General features: G+C 62.4%; 16 protein-coding genes. 1 reads left to right on the top strand and 15 read right to left on the bottom strand.

Annotated elements, in window-relative coordinates:
- Positions 1-24: 24 nt before the first annotated feature.
- From MSIMFI_RS08595 to MSIMFI_RS08550, 10 genes are all read right to left on the bottom strand, one after another.
- Positions 25-993, bottom strand: a complete 969-nt coding sequence (locus MSIMFI_RS08595; protein ID WP_191496891.1) for a LysR family transcriptional regulator — start codon at positions 991-993, stop codon at positions 25-27.
- Between the two features lie 699 nt (positions 994-1,692).
- Entirely contained in the window at positions 1,693-2,340 is a 648-nt protein-coding gene (locus tag MSIMFI_RS08590) for a hypothetical protein (RefSeq protein WP_191496890.1), read from the bottom strand.
- A 10-nt stretch (positions 2,341-2,350) separates the two neighbouring features.
- Positions 2,351-3,319, bottom strand: a complete 969-nt coding sequence (locus tag MSIMFI_RS08585; RefSeq protein ID WP_191496889.1) for an MlaD family protein — start codon at positions 3,317-3,319, stop codon at positions 2,351-2,353.
- Positions 3,316-4,323 carry an MlaD family protein gene (locus tag MSIMFI_RS08580; RefSeq protein ID WP_191496888.1) on the bottom strand — a complete coding sequence of 336 codons (1,008 nt, stop codon included), beginning with the start codon at positions 4,321-4,323 and terminating at the stop codon, positions 3,316-3,318. The genes MSIMFI_RS08585 and MSIMFI_RS08580 overlap by 4 nt, the downstream gene beginning before the upstream one ends.
- Positions 4,320-5,429, bottom strand: a complete 1,110-nt coding sequence (locus MSIMFI_RS08575; RefSeq protein WP_224770121.1) for an MlaD family protein — start codon at positions 5,427-5,429, stop codon at positions 4,320-4,322. The genes MSIMFI_RS08580 and MSIMFI_RS08575 overlap by 4 nt, the downstream gene beginning before the upstream one ends.
- A 19-nt stretch (positions 5,430-5,448) precedes the next feature.
- Entirely contained in the window at positions 5,449-6,456 is a 1,008-nt protein-coding gene (locus tag MSIMFI_RS08570; protein WP_191496886.1) for an MlaD family protein, read from the bottom strand.
- Positions 6,456-7,466 carry an MlaD family protein gene (locus tag MSIMFI_RS08565; protein ID WP_191496885.1) on the bottom strand — a complete coding sequence of 337 codons (1,011 nt, stop codon included), beginning with the start codon at positions 7,464-7,466 and terminating at the stop codon, positions 6,456-6,458. The genes MSIMFI_RS08570 and MSIMFI_RS08565 overlap by 1 nt, the downstream gene beginning before the upstream one ends.
- Complete coding sequence (locus tag MSIMFI_RS08560; RefSeq protein WP_224770119.1) at positions 7,463-8,401, bottom strand: MlaD family protein; 939 nt, start codon at positions 8,399-8,401, stop codon at positions 7,463-7,465. The genes MSIMFI_RS08565 and MSIMFI_RS08560 overlap by 4 nt, the downstream gene beginning before the upstream one ends.
- Positions 8,402-8,461: 60 nt before the next feature.
- On the bottom strand, positions 8,462-9,316 hold the full coding sequence (locus MSIMFI_RS08555) for an MlaE family ABC transporter permease (protein WP_191496883.1): 855 nt from the start codon (positions 9,314-9,316) through the stop codon (positions 8,462-8,464).
- Entirely contained in the window at positions 9,316-10,125 is an 810-nt protein-coding gene (locus MSIMFI_RS08550; RefSeq protein ID WP_191498087.1) for an MlaE family ABC transporter permease, read from the bottom strand. Before MSIMFI_RS08550 ends, MSIMFI_RS08555 begins: the two co-directional genes overlap by 1 nt.
- 384 nt (positions 10,126-10,509) lie before the next feature.
- Here MSIMFI_RS08550 and MSIMFI_RS08545 point away from each other — a divergent pair, with 384 nt between their 5' ends.
- Complete coding sequence (locus tag MSIMFI_RS08545) at positions 10,510-12,240, top strand: GMC oxidoreductase (protein ID WP_191496882.1); 1,731 nt, start codon at positions 10,510-10,512, stop codon at positions 12,238-12,240.
- A gap of 4 nt (positions 12,241-12,244) precedes the next feature.
- On the opposite strand, the gene MSIMFI_RS08540 is transcribed toward MSIMFI_RS08545, so the two are convergent.
- From MSIMFI_RS08540 to hsaA, 5 genes are all read right to left on the bottom strand, one after another.
- Positions 12,245-12,853, bottom strand: coding sequence for a hypothetical protein (locus MSIMFI_RS08540; protein ID WP_191496881.1), 609 nt, complete (start codon positions 12,851-12,853; stop codon positions 12,245-12,247).
- A gap of 209 nt (positions 12,854-13,062) precedes the next feature.
- Complete coding sequence (gene hsaB / locus MSIMFI_RS08535) at positions 13,063-13,629, bottom strand: 3-hydroxy-9,10-secoandrosta-1,3,5(10)-triene-9,17-dione monooxygenase reductase subunit (RefSeq protein WP_186245019.1); 567 nt, start codon at positions 13,627-13,629, stop codon at positions 13,063-13,065.
- Between the two features lie 8 nt (positions 13,630-13,637).
- Complete coding sequence (hsaC, locus tag MSIMFI_RS08530) at positions 13,638-14,540, bottom strand: iron-dependent extradiol dioxygenase HsaC (RefSeq protein WP_191496880.1); 903 nt, start codon at positions 14,538-14,540, stop codon at positions 13,638-13,640.
- Positions 14,537-15,421 (bottom strand): 4,5:9,10-diseco-3-hydroxy-5,9,17-trioxoandrosta-1(10),2-diene-4-oate hydrolase, encoded by an 885-nt coding sequence (hsaD, locus tag MSIMFI_RS08525; RefSeq protein WP_191496879.1) that lies wholly within the window; start codon positions 15,419-15,421, stop codon positions 14,537-14,539. Before hsaD ends, hsaC begins: the two co-directional genes overlap by 4 nt.
- A gap of 3 nt (positions 15,422-15,424) precedes the next feature.
- Entirely contained in the window at positions 15,425-16,609 is a 1,185-nt protein-coding gene (gene hsaA, locus MSIMFI_RS08520; protein WP_191496878.1) for a 3-hydroxy-9,10-secoandrosta-1,3,5(10)-triene-9,17-dione monooxygenase oxygenase subunit, read from the bottom strand.
- Positions 16,610-16,665: the final 56 nt, after the last annotated feature.

The following is a 16,665-nucleotide window of genomic DNA, read 5'->3' as shown; positions in this document are numbered from 1 at the left end:
AGCGCGGCGGAAGCGGTTTCAGCCTCACGATCCAAGATGTGATGCATCCACCGGGGCTGATTGCCCGATCGGGCACGGCTCACCTCGATGCTCGTGGTGGAAATCTTGGTCAGGCACTCCGTATGACGCTATCGCGGTGTCACGGAAAGCTGCGGCCGAGGGCGGCAGATATCTATTCGCCATCCAACCGATTGCAATCGGTCTGACCAGTTCGTCGTCGTCGACGGGGATCTCGACGACTTCTGGAGGTGGTGTCGGCTCCCGCGGCATGATGCCGACTCCCAGGCAGGATCCAATGAGGCCTCGCAGCATTGCCATGTCGGTTCCCTCGAAGGCGATAGTGGGCGTGATGCCATGGCGCGAACAGGCATCGTCGAAGATCCTGCGCAGGGTGTAGCGCTGGTCGAGGGCGACGAAGGGTTGGCCGGCGAGTTCCTCAAAACCGACCAGCTCGCGGTCGGCGAGCGGGTGGTTTCGGTTGACGACTGCGACGAGTGGTTGGGTGAACAGACAGTGCCACTTCACGCCCGACAACTCGTCAAATGCCATCGGATAGCTGAGGCAAATGTCGATGAGACCGGCGGCCAGATCACGCACCAGCGCGGAGCCGGGATTCGAATGCAGCTCAAAGCGCGCTGCGGGATATTGATCATGATGCTGGCGGATCAGCCTGGGCACAGTCGTCACACCCAGCGAAGTGAGGAAACCGAGCGCCACGGTTCCAGCATCGACGCCCGCAAGCCGACGGACGTCGGCGACCGCGGTTTCGAGGCTTCGCTGAACCGCGAGACTCGACCGTAGGAACGCCTGCCCGAAGCGGTTGAGCACCTTTGCCCTGCCGCGCCAGGTGAACAGCTCAACCCCAATCTCGGACTCGAGCTGGGTGATGGCTCGGCTGACCGATGATTGAGAGACCGCCAACTGTTCAGCGGCATCACGCAGCGTGCCGGTCTCGGCGACGGCTTGGAAGTAGTGCAGCTGATAGAGCTCCACCTAATACACACCCTTTGACTGGACTGCAGCTACGGGGGTTCGTACTTCGATGGCTCCCGTGCGGGCCGCATCCATTGCGACCCCGTCGGCTCCGCTCGTGGTGTCGTTGCGCTCGCCAAAGCTCCCCAAGAGCTTCCCGTTCGCGTCGAACTTCAGGATCGGATCGAGCGCCGATCCTGCGCAAGCGCAACGCTTGGCAACCCATACCGTGGTGCCCCTATTCTGGTTACCCCTATATGGATTCCGCAGAAAATTGGCGGGAGCCGCCGAAGCGACCGGAGATTTCGAAGCACTCGGTTGATGCGAGGATTGGCAAACACAATAGAGCGAGTGGTTGCAGAACGCCATGTCGGGTACTCCAAGGGACTGCTGACGGATTTTCTAGAGCAAAGGTCGCAGCACCACAAATGCGTGGCCGTACTCGCAATCCGTCACACTAAATATGCGCCAGTACATTTGCTGGACCAATACCTGCAATCGTCAACATCGACTACTTTTGTCCACCAACGTTCTCCAATACAGCGAACAAATTCGCAGGCACGCATACGCAGTTTATCCGTGGCATGCTCTGGGACAATGGACATGCTGCTGAAGCGATGGCCCGAATATCCGTGCAGAATGCACAGCGGATCGCGCTGGTCGCTTGCCGCGGCTTCGGGAAGTAGCCCGGGCGCCCTGCTCCGTGTGGCGTCGCCGGGGCTACCGTCCGGGTGCCGGGCCGGGCTCCGGTGGCGCCAGCTGGTCCGCGTTCACCGCGTGACTGCCGGTCTTTGGCCCAATGTCGGAGACCTGCCAGCCGTCACCGACCTTGTTGACGGTGATTTGCAACAGGATGAGCGACACCCGCGGCTTGGGGTTCTGCAGGTTGCGAGTGGTCTGGGCGGCCGACACCACCACCTGGTATACCTGGCCGGGCTGGACGACGGCATCGGTCGCGAGCACCTCACCGGTGGAGGTGACCTGCGCCTGCAGCATGACGCCCTTGAGGATGTCGGTGGCATTGACGTACTTGTCTTTGAGTGCCTGCGAGACACCGCCCTCCACAGATCGGAAGAAGGCATCCGGATCCTCGAAGCTATAGGTGAGTGACTTCAGCGCGTATTCCTTGGCGAGCTTGGCCGCGGCGTCGCGATCGGATTCTGCCCGACGTAGAGCCGCCAATTCATCGGCGACGCTGCTGTATTCGTCAAACCCAAACACCCCGCCGGCGATCAGTACCGCCAGGGCAAGGGTAGAAACCCACCGCTTCCTCGGCCAACGGAACCTCGGCTGGTGTTCCTCAACAACCACGGCGCTCGGCTCAGCGTGCTCAGCCACTTCGGTCTCATCGACGGTGTCGATCGTCATATTCGATCCTTCACTGTTGGTGCCCCTCTGGCACATTCACCTGCACACGCAGTCCACCGGCGTCGTTGAAGGTCGACTCCCAGAAATCCAGCCAGTGCCCGGCGTTGATCTTGAATCCCCGCAACGGCGCCGTCGCCGGCTCCAGGACCGCGGCGAAGGTACTCAGAGGTCCGGACAACATGTCTACGTACTGGCCGAGGTTGGCGACCAAGGTCGGGATCGGAGCGCCCGGTGCAAAGGCTCCGTCGCCGGCGCGTGTGTACTCATCGGTGTCGCGGACCAGCTTGGTCAACGCCAACACCGCGCCCGGCAGTAGCGTGCCTGCCTCGCTCAGCACTGCGCCGGCGTGCAGCTCGTCCAGATCGGTAGTCAGCGTCGAGACATTGCCGAAGAGGGTCGCGAGCAGTTGTCGGTTCTCCCACTCCATCTTGGCGACCAAACCCGCCGCTGTGGCCAACGAGTCCAGGGTGTCGTCGTTGCCGGCGAGCGCCTGCGAGACTTCTGCGACGATGGTGCGGACGTAAGTCGGATTGAGCGCCGAGAGCAGTGTGTTGGCTCTGGCCAGCAAGTCGCTCACGGTGACGGCGCGAGCGACTCGGTCGGCGGGAACGACGGCCCCGTCGCTGAAGTACGGCGGCGTAATGCGTTTCGGCTTGAAGTCGATGTACTGCTCGCCGACCAGGGAGAGGTTTTGCACGCTGATCACGCTGTCCGCGGGAACCGGATGAGCCCCGTCGAGGTCGATCGCCACTTTCAGCCCCGTCGCGGTGGTGCGGATTCCAGTCACCCGGCCAACCTGGATGCCACGCATCGTCACCTGCGATGTGGGCAACAGCCCGCCCGAATCGTCCAGCATGAGCGTTAGCCGGGTTGCCTTTTGGGTGGGATCGATGTTCAGCACGCCGAGCGACAGATAGCCCGCACCAAGGACCGTCATGATCGCCAGGATCACCAAAGTGGTTGCGGCATTCACCTTCATGGGAGCATCCCCATCGTCCGCATCGCCGAAATCGTCTGGTCGGCCCTGGCTCCGGGATCAACCGAGACACTGAATTTCGGTCCGCCATTTCCGAAGAACGGAATGAGTTTGTCGCGGATCAGCCCGACCACCTTGTCGGCAATGAGCGGCACCGTGGTGTCAGCAGTCGCCACGGATCCGACCAAAGGTGTTATGTAGGAGAGCATCTCGATCACGTCGGGCGCATTGGGCGCTAGCAGTTGTCCACCGCTTCGGCCCAGGTCCTGGAAATCGACGACAAGTTCGATAATGTCGGGTAGTACGCCGGCCATCGCCTCTAGCTTGCCCGGGCCTTCGGTGATCAGCCGATCGAACACCCCGGTGTTGGCGATCAGGCTTCTGCCGATATTCTCTGTGCTGGATAGGATTTCGTCGATGGTGTCTTGGTTCGCCGCCAGGTCGTGCAGCACCGTCGCCAATTTCCGTCGGATCCGGTCCTGTTCGGCCGGGTCCTTCGGAAACGCCTTGTTGAAATTGATCACCGCGTCTTGCAGGGTGTTCAGCGAGCCGCCCGACACCAGGTTCGACACTCCCCGCAAGATGTCCTCGACATTGTCGGCCGGGGCCGTATTGCGCAGCGGGATGGTGTCACCGTCATGCAGCGGCGTTGCCGCTGGGTTGTCCGGTGGCAGCAGCGCAATATAGATATCGCCCAGGACCGTTGCCTGACGCAGTTCGGCACGGGTGTTCTGCGGCAGCTTTACGCTCCCGGACACATCGACGTAGGCGACCGCGGTACTGCCGACCAGCTGAACCCGGTCCAGGACACCCACCCGTACCCCGCCGAAGTCCACCTTGGCCCTGGCGGGCAGGTTCAGCACACTCGAAAATTCGACCTTGATCGTGTACTTGTCGCCGGGGACATAGGAACCGGGTACCGGTAAGCGGGTGGGGTCCAGTGAACAACCGGCTGTCAGGCTGACTAACAGGGCACCGAGCAGTGCCGCGATCGATCGTCGGGTCATGGCAGTGCCGCCCCAAGAATGAGATCGGTCAGGCCCAGCGTGACCGGATCGGAGGTTGCGCCGGGTGCGCACGCCGCTTGGGATCCAGGGGTGTTGCGTTCCCGCAGGACAGTACAGATGGCATTGGCCTGCGAGGGTGAAACCGACACCTGTGGAGGCAGATACGTGACATTGTGCGTCCCCCAAGCCGGCTCGTATTTCGAGGCGAGCCAATTTGTCACCGGTGGCAAACCGTTGATGACACCGACGATCTGCGGGGTGAAGGCGTTGAGGACATCTCTGATCCAGGGGATCAGCTTGTCGGTAACGTTGTGATACACGCGGGGCGCGAACCGATTCAACGCCTCGACCAGGATCGGCAGCGAATGTGCGAGATGGTGCAGCGCCGACCCGAAGCCGTCCGCCAGACCCTCGATCATTCTGAGGCTGTCCGGCAGGGTCTGCATCACGGTGGCCACGGTGCCCCAGTTCTGCAGCAGTGTCGAAGTGAGGATCTCGCCGTTCTCGATGAGCTGCCGGTAGTCGGCGTCTGCCTGGTAGGGGTCGCCGATGATGGCGACCAGGTCCCGCAGTGCCGTATTGAGGTGTGGTCCGGTGCCCTCCAACGACCGACTTGCCGCTTGGAGGCTGTCATTAATGGCCTGGGCGCCGGGCGAATGCGACGGGTCCGCTGAGGATCCCAAGATTGCATTGGCGAGTTTGTCGACGGCAGCGAAGGTTTCGCTGACACCGATCGGAGTCTTGGTGGATTCGAGCTTGATGCACTGCGAGCCGGTGAACTTGGGGCCACTCGCGTACGGTTTGGTCAGTTCGACATGTCGATCGCTCACGATCGACTGCGAGTAGGTGACCGCCCCAACGTCGGCCGGCAGGTCGAGATCCTTGGAAACGGTGAAGTCGACCTGGACGTGATCGGGCTCGTTGGTGACCGCGGTTACCGATCCGACCTCGATGCCCAACAGCTGCACCTTGTTGCCCGGGTAAAGCCCGACTGCGTCGGTGAATTCGGCGCATAATGCCCTGGTGTTGTTGAGCTCGGGCAGCACGACCTTGACGCCGATCACACCGGCGATCCCAACGCCCGCGGCTACGGCGATGGCAATCATGGCACGCTTCTTCCTCATATCAGCAGTGCCTCATGATGTTTGGCAGACAGAGATTCTGTCCGGACACCAACCGGCGGCTCTGGTCGAGGACGACACCGTTTCCGCTGAGCATCGGGCCAACGATGTTGAGGATTTGGCCGAGGCCCTCGGCCGCCCTGCCGATGCGGTCGGGATGGGTAAACAGGGTGTCGAAGATGTCGTCGATACCGTTGAGTGAGGGCGCGACCTCTCGGTCGTAGAACACCATGATGCGGTCCACGATGCGGGTCAGTTCCCTTAGCAGGGTGAAGAACTCGACGATATCGACGGACTTTGCGGTGTAGCGTTGCCCAACCAGTGCGAATTGGTCGATCAGCGCGACCAGCTGCTGGCGACCCGCGGCCAGCGCACCGGTGGAATTGTTGACGAAGTCCAGCCCGCGATGCAGGTCGCCGGTCATCTTGCTCAACAGCCTGGTCAACTCGGTGGCGGACTGCAGAATATCCCGCACCGCATTGGGATACTTATTGGCGGCTACGGCGACCTCGGTGAAGGTGTCGTGGATGATCTGGCCGTTGACTTCCTTGATGAACGGCGTGATCTCCTGGATCATGTCGCTGCCCTCGAACGGCGATTTCACGCGCTGCGGTGGAATCGCACTGTGGCCCAACCGTGTGCCGCCCTGCGGATCGAGCGCCACATAATGGCCGCCGAGTGGGGTCAGCAGCTTGATCTCAAGGGTGGACAGCGCACCGACGACCACCGACCGCTTGACATCGAACTTTATTTCGACGACGGTCCGGTTCAGCCGGACGCTGGTGACCTTCCCGACTGGGACACCGGCGATGCGGACTTCGTCGCCGGAGCGCACACCGCCGGAGGTGCCGGCGTTTGCGGTGTAGCTGGCCTGTCCGGTCGGGTTGAGGTAGGCGAGCCCGGTAGTCGCCAGAACGGCGAAGACGACGACGATACCAACGACCCCGAGCCGACGGCTGCGGGTCGCCGCGGCGCGCTCATCGAGGACCCGATGGTACCTGCGCAAGATCATTACCTGCACACCACCAAATCCTGTTGTGCGAACGACACTTCGCCGATTCCCGGGAGATGGACTTGACCGTGGGAGCAGTCAAAGGTCGCGGTCGCCTGCTGATCGTCGACGAGCGAGTCGCGCAGCCCCTGAATCAGCGACGGCACCAGGGACAGACTGGCGATGATGGTTGGCGTCTGCGGAAACATCCGGCTCGTAACGTCATAGAGCGGGACGGTCGATCCGTCAAAGGTGCGTTCGGCATATTGCAGGATGCGCACCAAGCTTCTCAGCAAAGGCAGCTCGATGTCGATCGAGGCGCGAAAATCGTCGGCCTTGGACGTGAACGTGGTCAGCAACTGGGTCAGCGTGGCGATGAGATGGAACAGCTGTTGCGACTTGCCGCCGAGATCATGCGAAATCTCGCCGAGGTTGCGGATCAGCACGGTGATGGCAGCCTGACGGTTGACGGCGAACTTGGAGATGGCGTCCAGATCGTGCAGCACCGGGCCAAGCCCAGTGTCGTCGCCTTGAATTAGCCGCAACAGGTTCTCGCCGAACTGGTTGAGCTGGGCCGTGTCGAGCGTGGCGAATACCGGCCGGAACCCATTGAACAGCTTGGTGATATCGAATGACGGAACCGTCTGCCCGATCGGAATCGTTGCCCCCGCGGCCAACCGTTCACCGCCCGCGGCCGGTTGCACCAGCTCCAAGTACCGCTGGCCCAAAAGGTTCTGAAAGCGCACGGCGGCAACGGTATTCCGATACACCGCGTGTTCGTTGAGCGCGCTGAAGTCGACCTTGGCAGCACGGCCGTCGAGACGAATGGCCTCGACCTTGCCCACTTGCACACCGGAAATGCGGACGTCGTTGCCGACGTCGAGGCCCGAAACATCAGTGAAGCTCGCAGTGTAATGCGAGACCGGGCCGTTGACCGGACTACGCAGTGCGGTGACCACGACGATCGCGCACACCGTGGCGATCGCCGTGAACACGGTCAGCCACAGCACCGATCCGGACACCTTTCTCAACGGCCACCCCCAGGAGCTTGAAGGATGACCTCGGTGCGCATCCGGACCTCGCCGTCGATAACCGGAAAGGCGGCACTGGTGCGATCGAGGAGGCCGGAAAGCCGGTCATAGGCCGGTGCCAGACTGCCCATGGCGTACATGGCCGGGATCTCGATGTTCATGATCGCGCCGACCAGCTGGATGAGCCACTCGTTGTTGCGCACTGAAATCTGCCCGGCATCCCGCAACAGCCGACCGGTTTGGCGCATAACCAGATTCGTGCGATCGACACCTTTTGAACCGCCCGGTGCTACCAGCGGGTCCAGTCCGTCGAGCAGATCGGGTGCCAGCTCAAGCGCCGGCATGGCGGCGCCCAGGCCGTTCAAGAACGACGCTAGGACCGAAAGTGATTGGGAGACAGGCATGGTCTGGGAGTCGGCCATGATCCTCGCGAGATCTAGCCCGGCCCTGGCCGCCGGCTCGACGATGTCGGCGTGCCGGCGCAGCACCTCGATCACGTGGTCGAATTCGGGCGTATCCAGGATCCGGCTAACCCTTTGGCCCTGTCGCAGCAACCCGGTAACCGACGCCGCCTGGGCGTCGGTGCGCAAAACCAAGGTTTGGTTCGCGGGCAACCGGGGGCCCCTGCCCTCGCTGACGAGTTCAACTGCCGCCGTGCCAAAAACATTCGACGACGTGAACCTGGCTATGGTGTCGGCGGTCAGCACCTTCGCCTGGCCCGGGTCGAGCAGCACCGTCATCGTCTGCTTGTTGTATCCCGTCGATTCCAGCGTCTTGACCGATCCGATGGCCAGCCCGTGGAATTTCACCTCCGCGCCGGGGGCCAAGCCTTCGCCTATCGTGTTGGCGACCACGGTCAGCTTGAACGTGTCGTCATACTTGCCGGTGGCCGCCTGATACAAAGTGATGCCCGCGATTGCCAGCACCACGGACACAATCAGGCCCCTGATTCGTAAGGACCTTCGCAGCGCTTGTGAACTGGGTGTCCGCATGCCTTACCCCGACAGCCTCAGGCCGGGGTTGTTGCCCCAAAACAGCAGTGTCAGCACCATGTCGGCGATGACGACGGTGATCAGGCTGGCGCGGATCGCTCGACCCGAGGCGTGCCCGACTCCCTCGGGACCACCGCCGGCGTAGTAACCCTCGTAACAGTGGATAGCGACGATGAGGGTCACGAAAACGATCGCCTTGACCACCGAGAAACCCACGTCCGACGGTTGGATGAACGAGTCGAAGTAGTGGTAGTAGGTGCCCGACGCTTGATGCAGGTCGACCACCAGCGCGCAAGACAGATAGCTCAACGCAAGGGCCAACAGGTACAGCGGAATGATGGTGATCATCCCGGCGATGACGCGGGGCGTCACGACATATGGGATGGACGGGATGGCTTGGGCCTCAAGCGCATCGATTTCCTCTGCGATGCGCATGGCGCCGATTTCGGCGGTCATCCGGGTACCGGCTTGGGCTCCGAAGCCGATTGCAGCGATCATCGGGGCCATTTCCCGGGTGTTCGCATAGGCGGAGATGAACCCGGTCAGTGGCCCCATACCGACCATGTCCAGGACGGCATATCCCTCGACCCCGACCGAACCCCCTATCGCGGCACCCATGAACGCCAGCACGCCGATGGTGCCGCCACCTACCACCAGCGAACCGTTGCCCCAGATCATGTCGACCAAGATCGCTCCGGTCTGGCGCCGGTAGCGGGCGACTGTCCGCGGAATCGCGCCGAGCACCAAAGCCACGAAGGTCGCCTGATGCCCGAGGCGCTCGAACATCGAGCCGCACCTCTCGGCGACCCGCAGAGTCGTAGCCAATCCAGGCGGCAGATGCCGTGCAGGTGTTGCCATCAGCCCACCTTCGTCGGCATGAACAGGGTGACAAACTCGGTGATCACCAGGTTGAGCACGAACACCGTGACCACCCCGAGGACGACGGCCGCGTTCACCCCATCGGCCACCCCTCGCGGGCCGCCCTTGGTCTCCAGACCGCGCTGACACGCGATCAGCGTCACGATCACCCCGAAGAGCCAGGTCTTCAGCAGCGCGACAACAACATCCGTGATCGTGGCGAACGATCCAAACGAGGCGATGTAGCTACCGGGAGTACCGGACTGAAACCCCACATTGATCACATAGCCCGCCGAGAGCCCCATGAAGACGATGAAGATGCACAACGCCGGCGACACCAAGATGATCGCCGCCAGCCTTGGCGTGACCAGTCGTTGAACCGGGTCGATACCCATGACACGCAACGCGTCAACCTCGTCGCGGATGCTGCGAGCGCCCAGGTCGGTGGTTATCGCCGCGCCGGCGGCGCCACCCAGGAGCAATGCCGCGACGATCGGCGCGGCCTGGCGGATGACGCCAAGGCCGCCGGCCGCACCGGAGATCGATGTCGCGCCCACCTGCTGGATGACGCTGCCCACCTGCACGGCGACGATAACCCCGAACGGGATGGATATCAGTAACGCCGGAATCGCTGTGACACCAACGATGAACGAAGCCTGGGTGAGGGTGTCTCGCCACGGATGACGTAACCGGAAAATGTCGGTGATGAGGTAAATAGCGGACTGTGCGGCCAACTCGAAGAAGCGGCCCAGCGTCTGCAACGATCCGTCGGCCTGTCGTAGGACGTGGCGCCACGATCTGATGGCCATCACTACCAGGGGCCGCGCAATCGGTGATCTTTTTGGCCGGTCGTCCGCCGCCGACGCAGCCAGGAAGTCTGGCTTTGTAAACAAAAGCGACATGGCGGTTCCCTTGATCACTTAGGTGCTTCACGCGTGATTTACGGATGGTATTGAGTTCGCAACGAACCGCACCGGACGTTATAGAACAGAGACTGATTCGTTATATATCCGTTATAGATTGCTAGCGTCAACACATTTGACAATGTCGCAGCTCAGCCGGAGGAATAGATCACCATAATGTAAATGATCTTGACAATCGTCCCGGCAATCTTTTTTCTCAGCCAATTCGACCCAAACAGCGACGCCGGGGTCTACGCTGCCGTACTTATTCATGAAACGGAGGTTGCAATCATGACGGAAATAGCCGCGGCTCTGGCGACATCAACGAGTGCGCTACGCAGCGAGTACGACGTCTTGATCCTCGGCTCGGGCTATGGCGGCGCCATCACCGCCGCGCGACTCGGGGTCGCGAATGCAGCTGCCGGCGGCAAACTCAACATCGCCGTTTTAGAACGCGGCGCCGAGCATCCGACCGGCACCTTCCCGGAGAGTGAGACGGCCGCCGCGGCCGAACTTCGTTCACCCTTGAATCCGTTGGGGCTCATTGGGATTGAGCGATTCAAGACCATCGACGTGATTCACGCGAACGGGCTCGGGGGGACCTCGTTGATCAACTTCAATGTGGCGATCGTGCCCGATCGGGAAGTGTTCCTGTCGTCGTGGCCACGGGAGTTCCGCAAGCTCGTCGAGCAACAAACCGATGGAGTGGGCGGGCTGGCGGAATACTACGCGCGAGCGCGCCACATGCTCGGCGCGGTGCCTTACGCGGAGCATGTCCCGCTGCCCCGAGTGGAGGCATTCAGGCAGATCGCCAAAAACGCCGGCGCTCAGATGCAGGTCCTCGACATCACGGTTAGCACCGAGGATCGGGTGACCAAGTACGGCGTACAGCGGCGGCGCTGCCCCAACCATGGTGGCGACGGTACCGGCGACAACACGGGTTCGAAGAACACCTTGATGACCAACTACCTACCGATGGCGGCACACTTCGGCGTTCGGTTGTTCGCGGGCATCGAAGCTCAACGCATCGAACCGACCACCGATGGGCGGTGGCGGGTGATCGCCCGTCGCACCGGCGCAGAAAAGGAGGCCGACGAGGTCCGCGAGATCGTCGTCACCGCCCGTCGCGTCGTGGTCTCCGCAGGCACCCTCGGCAGCAACGGAATCCTGCTGCGTTCGCGTCGGGCGGGACTGCCGCTGTCGACGCGGTTGGGCAAGAACTTCAGCGGCAACGGCGACAATTTCGGCATCGCGTACAACACCGACATGCAGACCGACACCCAAACCTGGGCGACCACCGACGGGCCGCCCCGATCGGAGCTCGCATGCGGGCCCAGCATTACCGCCGTAATGCGTTTCGGCGCAGACCAATCCGACTTGCGCAAACGGTTCGCCGTGCAGGACTTGTCGCTGCCCCGCGCGCTCATCGACAGCTTCCGTTTCGGGTTGATGGGGCTTGCCGCCACTAGCTATCGCGACTTCCGGCGGGCCAAACTCGACCGGTGGCGCCGCGACATCATGTTCAACACCGACGGAGCGATGAACCACTCACTCGGATTCTTGATCATGTTGCACGACAACTCCGATGGCGAACTGGTGCTTCGCAAAAACGGCACGGTCAAGATCGACTGGCCGGGGGCGCCGACAGAGCGGATCTACCACGACGTCGACGCGATCATGAAGCCGGCGGTCGAGGCCATCGGCGGGACGTACATGAAAAACCCGCGATGGGACAAGCGCATCCTCGGCAAGCACTTGATCACCGCGCACCCGATGGGCGGGTGCGCCACCGCAGACAACGTCGACGCGGGCGTGATCGACCACGCCGGACGAGTATTCCGGCCCGACGGCGGCACGTACGACGGGCTCTATGTCTGCGACGCGTCGGTGATCCCGCGCGCGATCGGGGTCAACCCATTCCTGACCATTTCGATGTTCGCCGAACGCACCGCCGAACTGCTGCGGAACGAGCTTGGCCTGCCCGGCTACGACCCCGGCGCCGAGGCCGACGACCGGGTCTGAGCGGCTAGGTGCGCAGGGCGAAGAAACCGATCATCGCGTAGCGGTTGCGGGGCAGCCGGAAGAGAATCTTTCCCAGATACGTACCCGGCACGACCTCGACCAGCTCGTCGCGGATGCTCCTGATGATTAGCCGTGGGTTGTCGCCGACCTCGGCGTAGTCGATGACCATCACCTGCACGTCGGGATCATGCTTGCCGGCGTCGGTAAAGGTTTTGAAATCGAAGGCGAGTTTTCCGTCGGCGGCATCCTTCATCTTGTACAACGGCCACAACAACTTCGACGCGATCCTTGCCCCGGAGGTCATGCGGTTGTCGCCGGTGCGCTTCGCCGCGTCGAACCGCTTGCCCTGCCACGGCATCCACAGGCTGGTGACCAGGCGAACGGCCGCGTCCAGGACCGGGTTGATCGTCGTCATCACGAGGATGCCGTTGGTCGGTCCGTCGAGACTTGTCGGCGGCGTGCCAAGTCTGAAGATCGCGTTGAGTTGCGCGTCCGCCGCGGCGCCGTTCGACTTCGCCTGTTCCTTGAGGTCGACTATCCATTGCCAGGCTTCGGCGGCGGCATCGCGGTTTCGGAGATCGGAGACGCGAGATTCAGCGGTTTGGAGTGACATTTTCTTACCCTTATCTGTGGTCAGGAACTCCCAGATGTTAGCGCCGCAATAGGTGCATCGGAATAGCTTTTTCTAAAAATGTTTGCGCAGCTCACAATGTCAAAATATTTGACAAATTGATTAACGACCGGCCGCGCGCATAATTGCCCAGCAGACGCAAAAGCGCCCGAAACACCGGCGAAATGGGGCTTTTGCGTCTGCTCGCCGGACTAAAGCCAGGTGTCCTTGGTGGTGGTGGTGAGAAACGCTTCCAGGTCGTCGCGCCATTGAGCTGGCGTGGTCTTGTCCGGCTCGATGCCGGTGTAGTCGCCGCGATAGAAAAGCAGCGGCCGCGGCTTAATCTTGGGAGCCTCAGACAGCGATTCGACCGCACCGAACACCACAAAGTGGTCGCCGCCGTCGTGGACCGACGCCACTGTGCAGTCGATGTATGCCAGTGACCCGTCAATGATTGGTGAGCCGAGTTGTGAAGGGCGCCAATCGATACCGGCGAACTTATCGGCTTCCTTCGACCCAAATCGCGCCGACACGTGCTTCTGCTTCTCAGTGAGCACGTTGACACAGAACCGGCCGCTGGCCTCGATGGCCTTCCAGGATCGCGACACCTTGGTAGGACAGAACAGCACCAGTGGCGGGTCCAGCGACAGCGCCGCGAACGACTGGCACGCAAAGCCGATGGGTGCGTCGTCGTGGACGGTGGTGATAATGGTGATCCCGGTGCAGAACTGGCCCAGCACGTTGCGGAACATCCGCGGGTCGATCGGCGCCCCAGTCATTTTCGGCGTCAGCCGCTTATGCCGACCGTGAAGTCGTGACCCCACAGACTGACGGCCGTACTTTCCCGGGCGATCCAGTCGCGGTCGTCGACCTGTCTTCCCTCGCAACCGAATTCGACATCGAATCCACCGGGGGTCTTCATGTAGAACGACAGCATCAGGTCGTTGACATGGCGGCCGAGGGTAGCCGACATCGGCACCTTCCGGCGCAGCGCGCGGTCCAGGCACAGACCTACGTCGTCGGCGTTTTCGACCTCGACCATAAGGTGCACGATGCCGCTGGGCGTCGGCAGCGGCAGGAAGGCCAAGGAGTGGTGGCGCGGGTTGCACCCGAAGAAGCGCAGCCACGCCGGCGGCCCGTCGGCAGGCCGTCCCACCACCTGCGGCGGCATGCGCATAGAGTCACGCAGCTTGAAGCCCAACACATCTCGATAGAAATGTAACGCCTCGGCGTCGTCGCGGGTGGTCAGCACGACGTGGCCCAATCCCTGCTCACCGGTGACGAACTTGTGCCCGTACGGGCTGACGACGCGGCGATGTTCCAGGGCGGCGCCGTGGAAGACCGCCAGCGGGTTGCCCGACGGGTCGGCGAACAGGATCATCTCGTCGACTCGCCGTTCCGCCAATTCCGCGGCGGTGGCTTCCTTGTACGGCGTGCCCTCCACGTCGAGTCGATTGCGGATCTCTTGCAGGCCTTCGGCATTCGCGCATTCCCAGCCGGCCTCTGCCAGTCGGTCGTGCTCACCGGGCACGATCACCAACCGGGCGGGAAAGTCGTCCATGCGCAAATACAGGGCACCCTCGGTGGTCCCCTTACCCTCGACCATGCCGAGAACCTTCAGGCCGTACTCGCGCCAGGCGGCCATGTCGGTGGCTTCGATGCGCAGATAGCCCAGCGACCGGATGCTCATCTCGCACCTCCTAAGAAATCGATCGTCAGCTTGTTAAATTCGTCGAACTTCTCCACCTGCGCCCAGTGTCCACACTGCCCGAATACGTGCAGTTGCGCACGCGGGATGGTCTTTAGCGCGACCAATGCGCCATCGAGCGGGTTGACCCGGTCCTCACGGCCCCAGATCAACAGCACCGGCTGACGCAGCCTGTACACTTCGCGCCACATCATGCCCGCTTCGAAATCTGCTCCGGCGAAAGACTTTCCCATCGCCCGAGTTGCCGTCAGCGATTCCGGGGTGCTGGCCAACTCGAAACGCTGGTCAACCAACTCACGCGTGATCAGTCTCTGGTCGCAGACCATGACGCGCAGGAACGCCTCGAGATTTTCCCGGGTGGGCTCGATGGAGAACTTGCCCAGCCTCTTGACGCCCTCGGTTGGATCGGGCGCAAACAGATTGATGCTCAGGCCACCCGGACCCATCAGCACCAAGCGTCCGGCCAGGTCCGGGTAGTCCAGTGCGAACCGCACCGCGGTGCCGCCACCTAATGAGTTGCCCACCAAAGGAACCCGTCCCAGGCCGAGCTGTTCGAACAGACCCTTGAGCGCCCTGGCGGCATAGCGGTTGAACTGCCCGTGCTCGGCACGTTTGTCGGAGTGGCCGTACCCGGGCTGATCGACGGCCAGCACATGAAAGTGCTGAGCCAGCACCGCAATGTTGCGCGAGAAGTTCGTCCAGCTGGACGCACCGGGCCCACCGCCGTGCAGCAGTACCACCGTCCGGCCGCTGCCTGCAAAGGACGAGCCCGCTTCGTGGTAGTGCAACTTCAGCGGTCCATCCACGTCCACTTCCACATAGCGCGAGGTGGATTCGAACGTGAGCTCCTCTGCAACTGTCATGGCCTAGACCATGGTGTCGCCGGGCGGCAACCCGAACTCGTTGTTCCCGAAGATCACATACGCCCGCTCTGGGTCGTTGGCCGCGTGCACCCGACCGGCGTGCGCGTCACGCCAGAACCTTTGAATCGGAGCGTCATTCGACAGGGCCGTGGCACCCGAAGCTTCGAACAGCCGGTCGATGGAGGCGATCGAGCGCCCGGTCGCGCGCACCTGGTCACGACGCGCCCGGGCGCGCAGTTCGAAGGGAATCTCCTTGCCGGCGGCCAACAGTGCGTACTCGTCGCCGACGTTGCCCATCAGCTGACGCCACGCCGCGTCGATGTCGCTGGCCGCTTCGGCAATTCGCACCTTGGCGAACGGGTCGTCCTTGGCCTTCTCCCCGGCGAACGCGGCGCGCACCCGCTTGCCCTGATGCTCCACGTGCGCGGCGTACGCGCCGTAGGCCATGCCGACGATCGGCGCCGAGATGGTGGTGGGATGCATTGTGCCCCAAGGCATTTTGTAAACCGGAGCGGTGTTGGCCTGCAGGCCGCCCGCGGTGTGGTCATTCATTGCCTTGTAGGACAAGAACCGATGCCGGGGCACGAAGACATCCTTGACCACCAGCGTGTTGCTGCCGGTGCCTTTCAAACCGACCACAAACCAGGTGTCGTCGATTTCGTATTCAGTCCGAGGGATCAGGAAGCTGCCGAAGTCGACCGGCCGGCCGTCCTTGATGACAGGGCCGCCGACGAACGTCCAGGTGGCGTGATCACAGCCCGACGACCAGTTCCACGCCCCGTTGACCAGATAGCCGCCGTCGACAACCACCCCCGCCCCCATCGGGGCATACGACGACGAGATCCGTGTTTTCGGATCCTCGCCCCAAACCTCTTCCTGAGCCCGTTGGTCGAACAGCGCCAGATGCCAGTTGTGCACGCCGACGATCGAGCTCACCCAGCCGGTGGAACCGCACGCGCTCGCCAGCCTGCGCGTCGCTTCGTAGAATAGCGTGGGATCGCATTGCAGGCCGCCCCACTGCGCGGGCTGCAACAAGGTGAAGAAACCGATGTCGTCGAGCGCCTTGACGGTTTCGTCGGGCAGTCGCCGCAGCTCTTCGGTCGCCTGAGCGCGGTCCCGAATCTCCGGAAGCAGATCGTCGATCGCAGCGAGGACAGACTGCGCATCACGCTGTTGAATGGACGTCACTTAGTTTTGCCTCCTGGGCCGGACTTACGCAGCGGACTTACACAGAAGACTAGAAC

This window comes from Mycobacterium simulans (genome assembly GCF_900232995.1).
Classification (GTDB): domain Bacteria; phylum Actinomycetota; class Actinomycetes; order Mycobacteriales; family Mycobacteriaceae; genus Mycobacterium; species Mycobacterium simulans.
The sequence above is the reverse complement of the archived record's forward strand: the minus strand, read 5'-3'. Positions and strand labels throughout refer to the sequence as shown.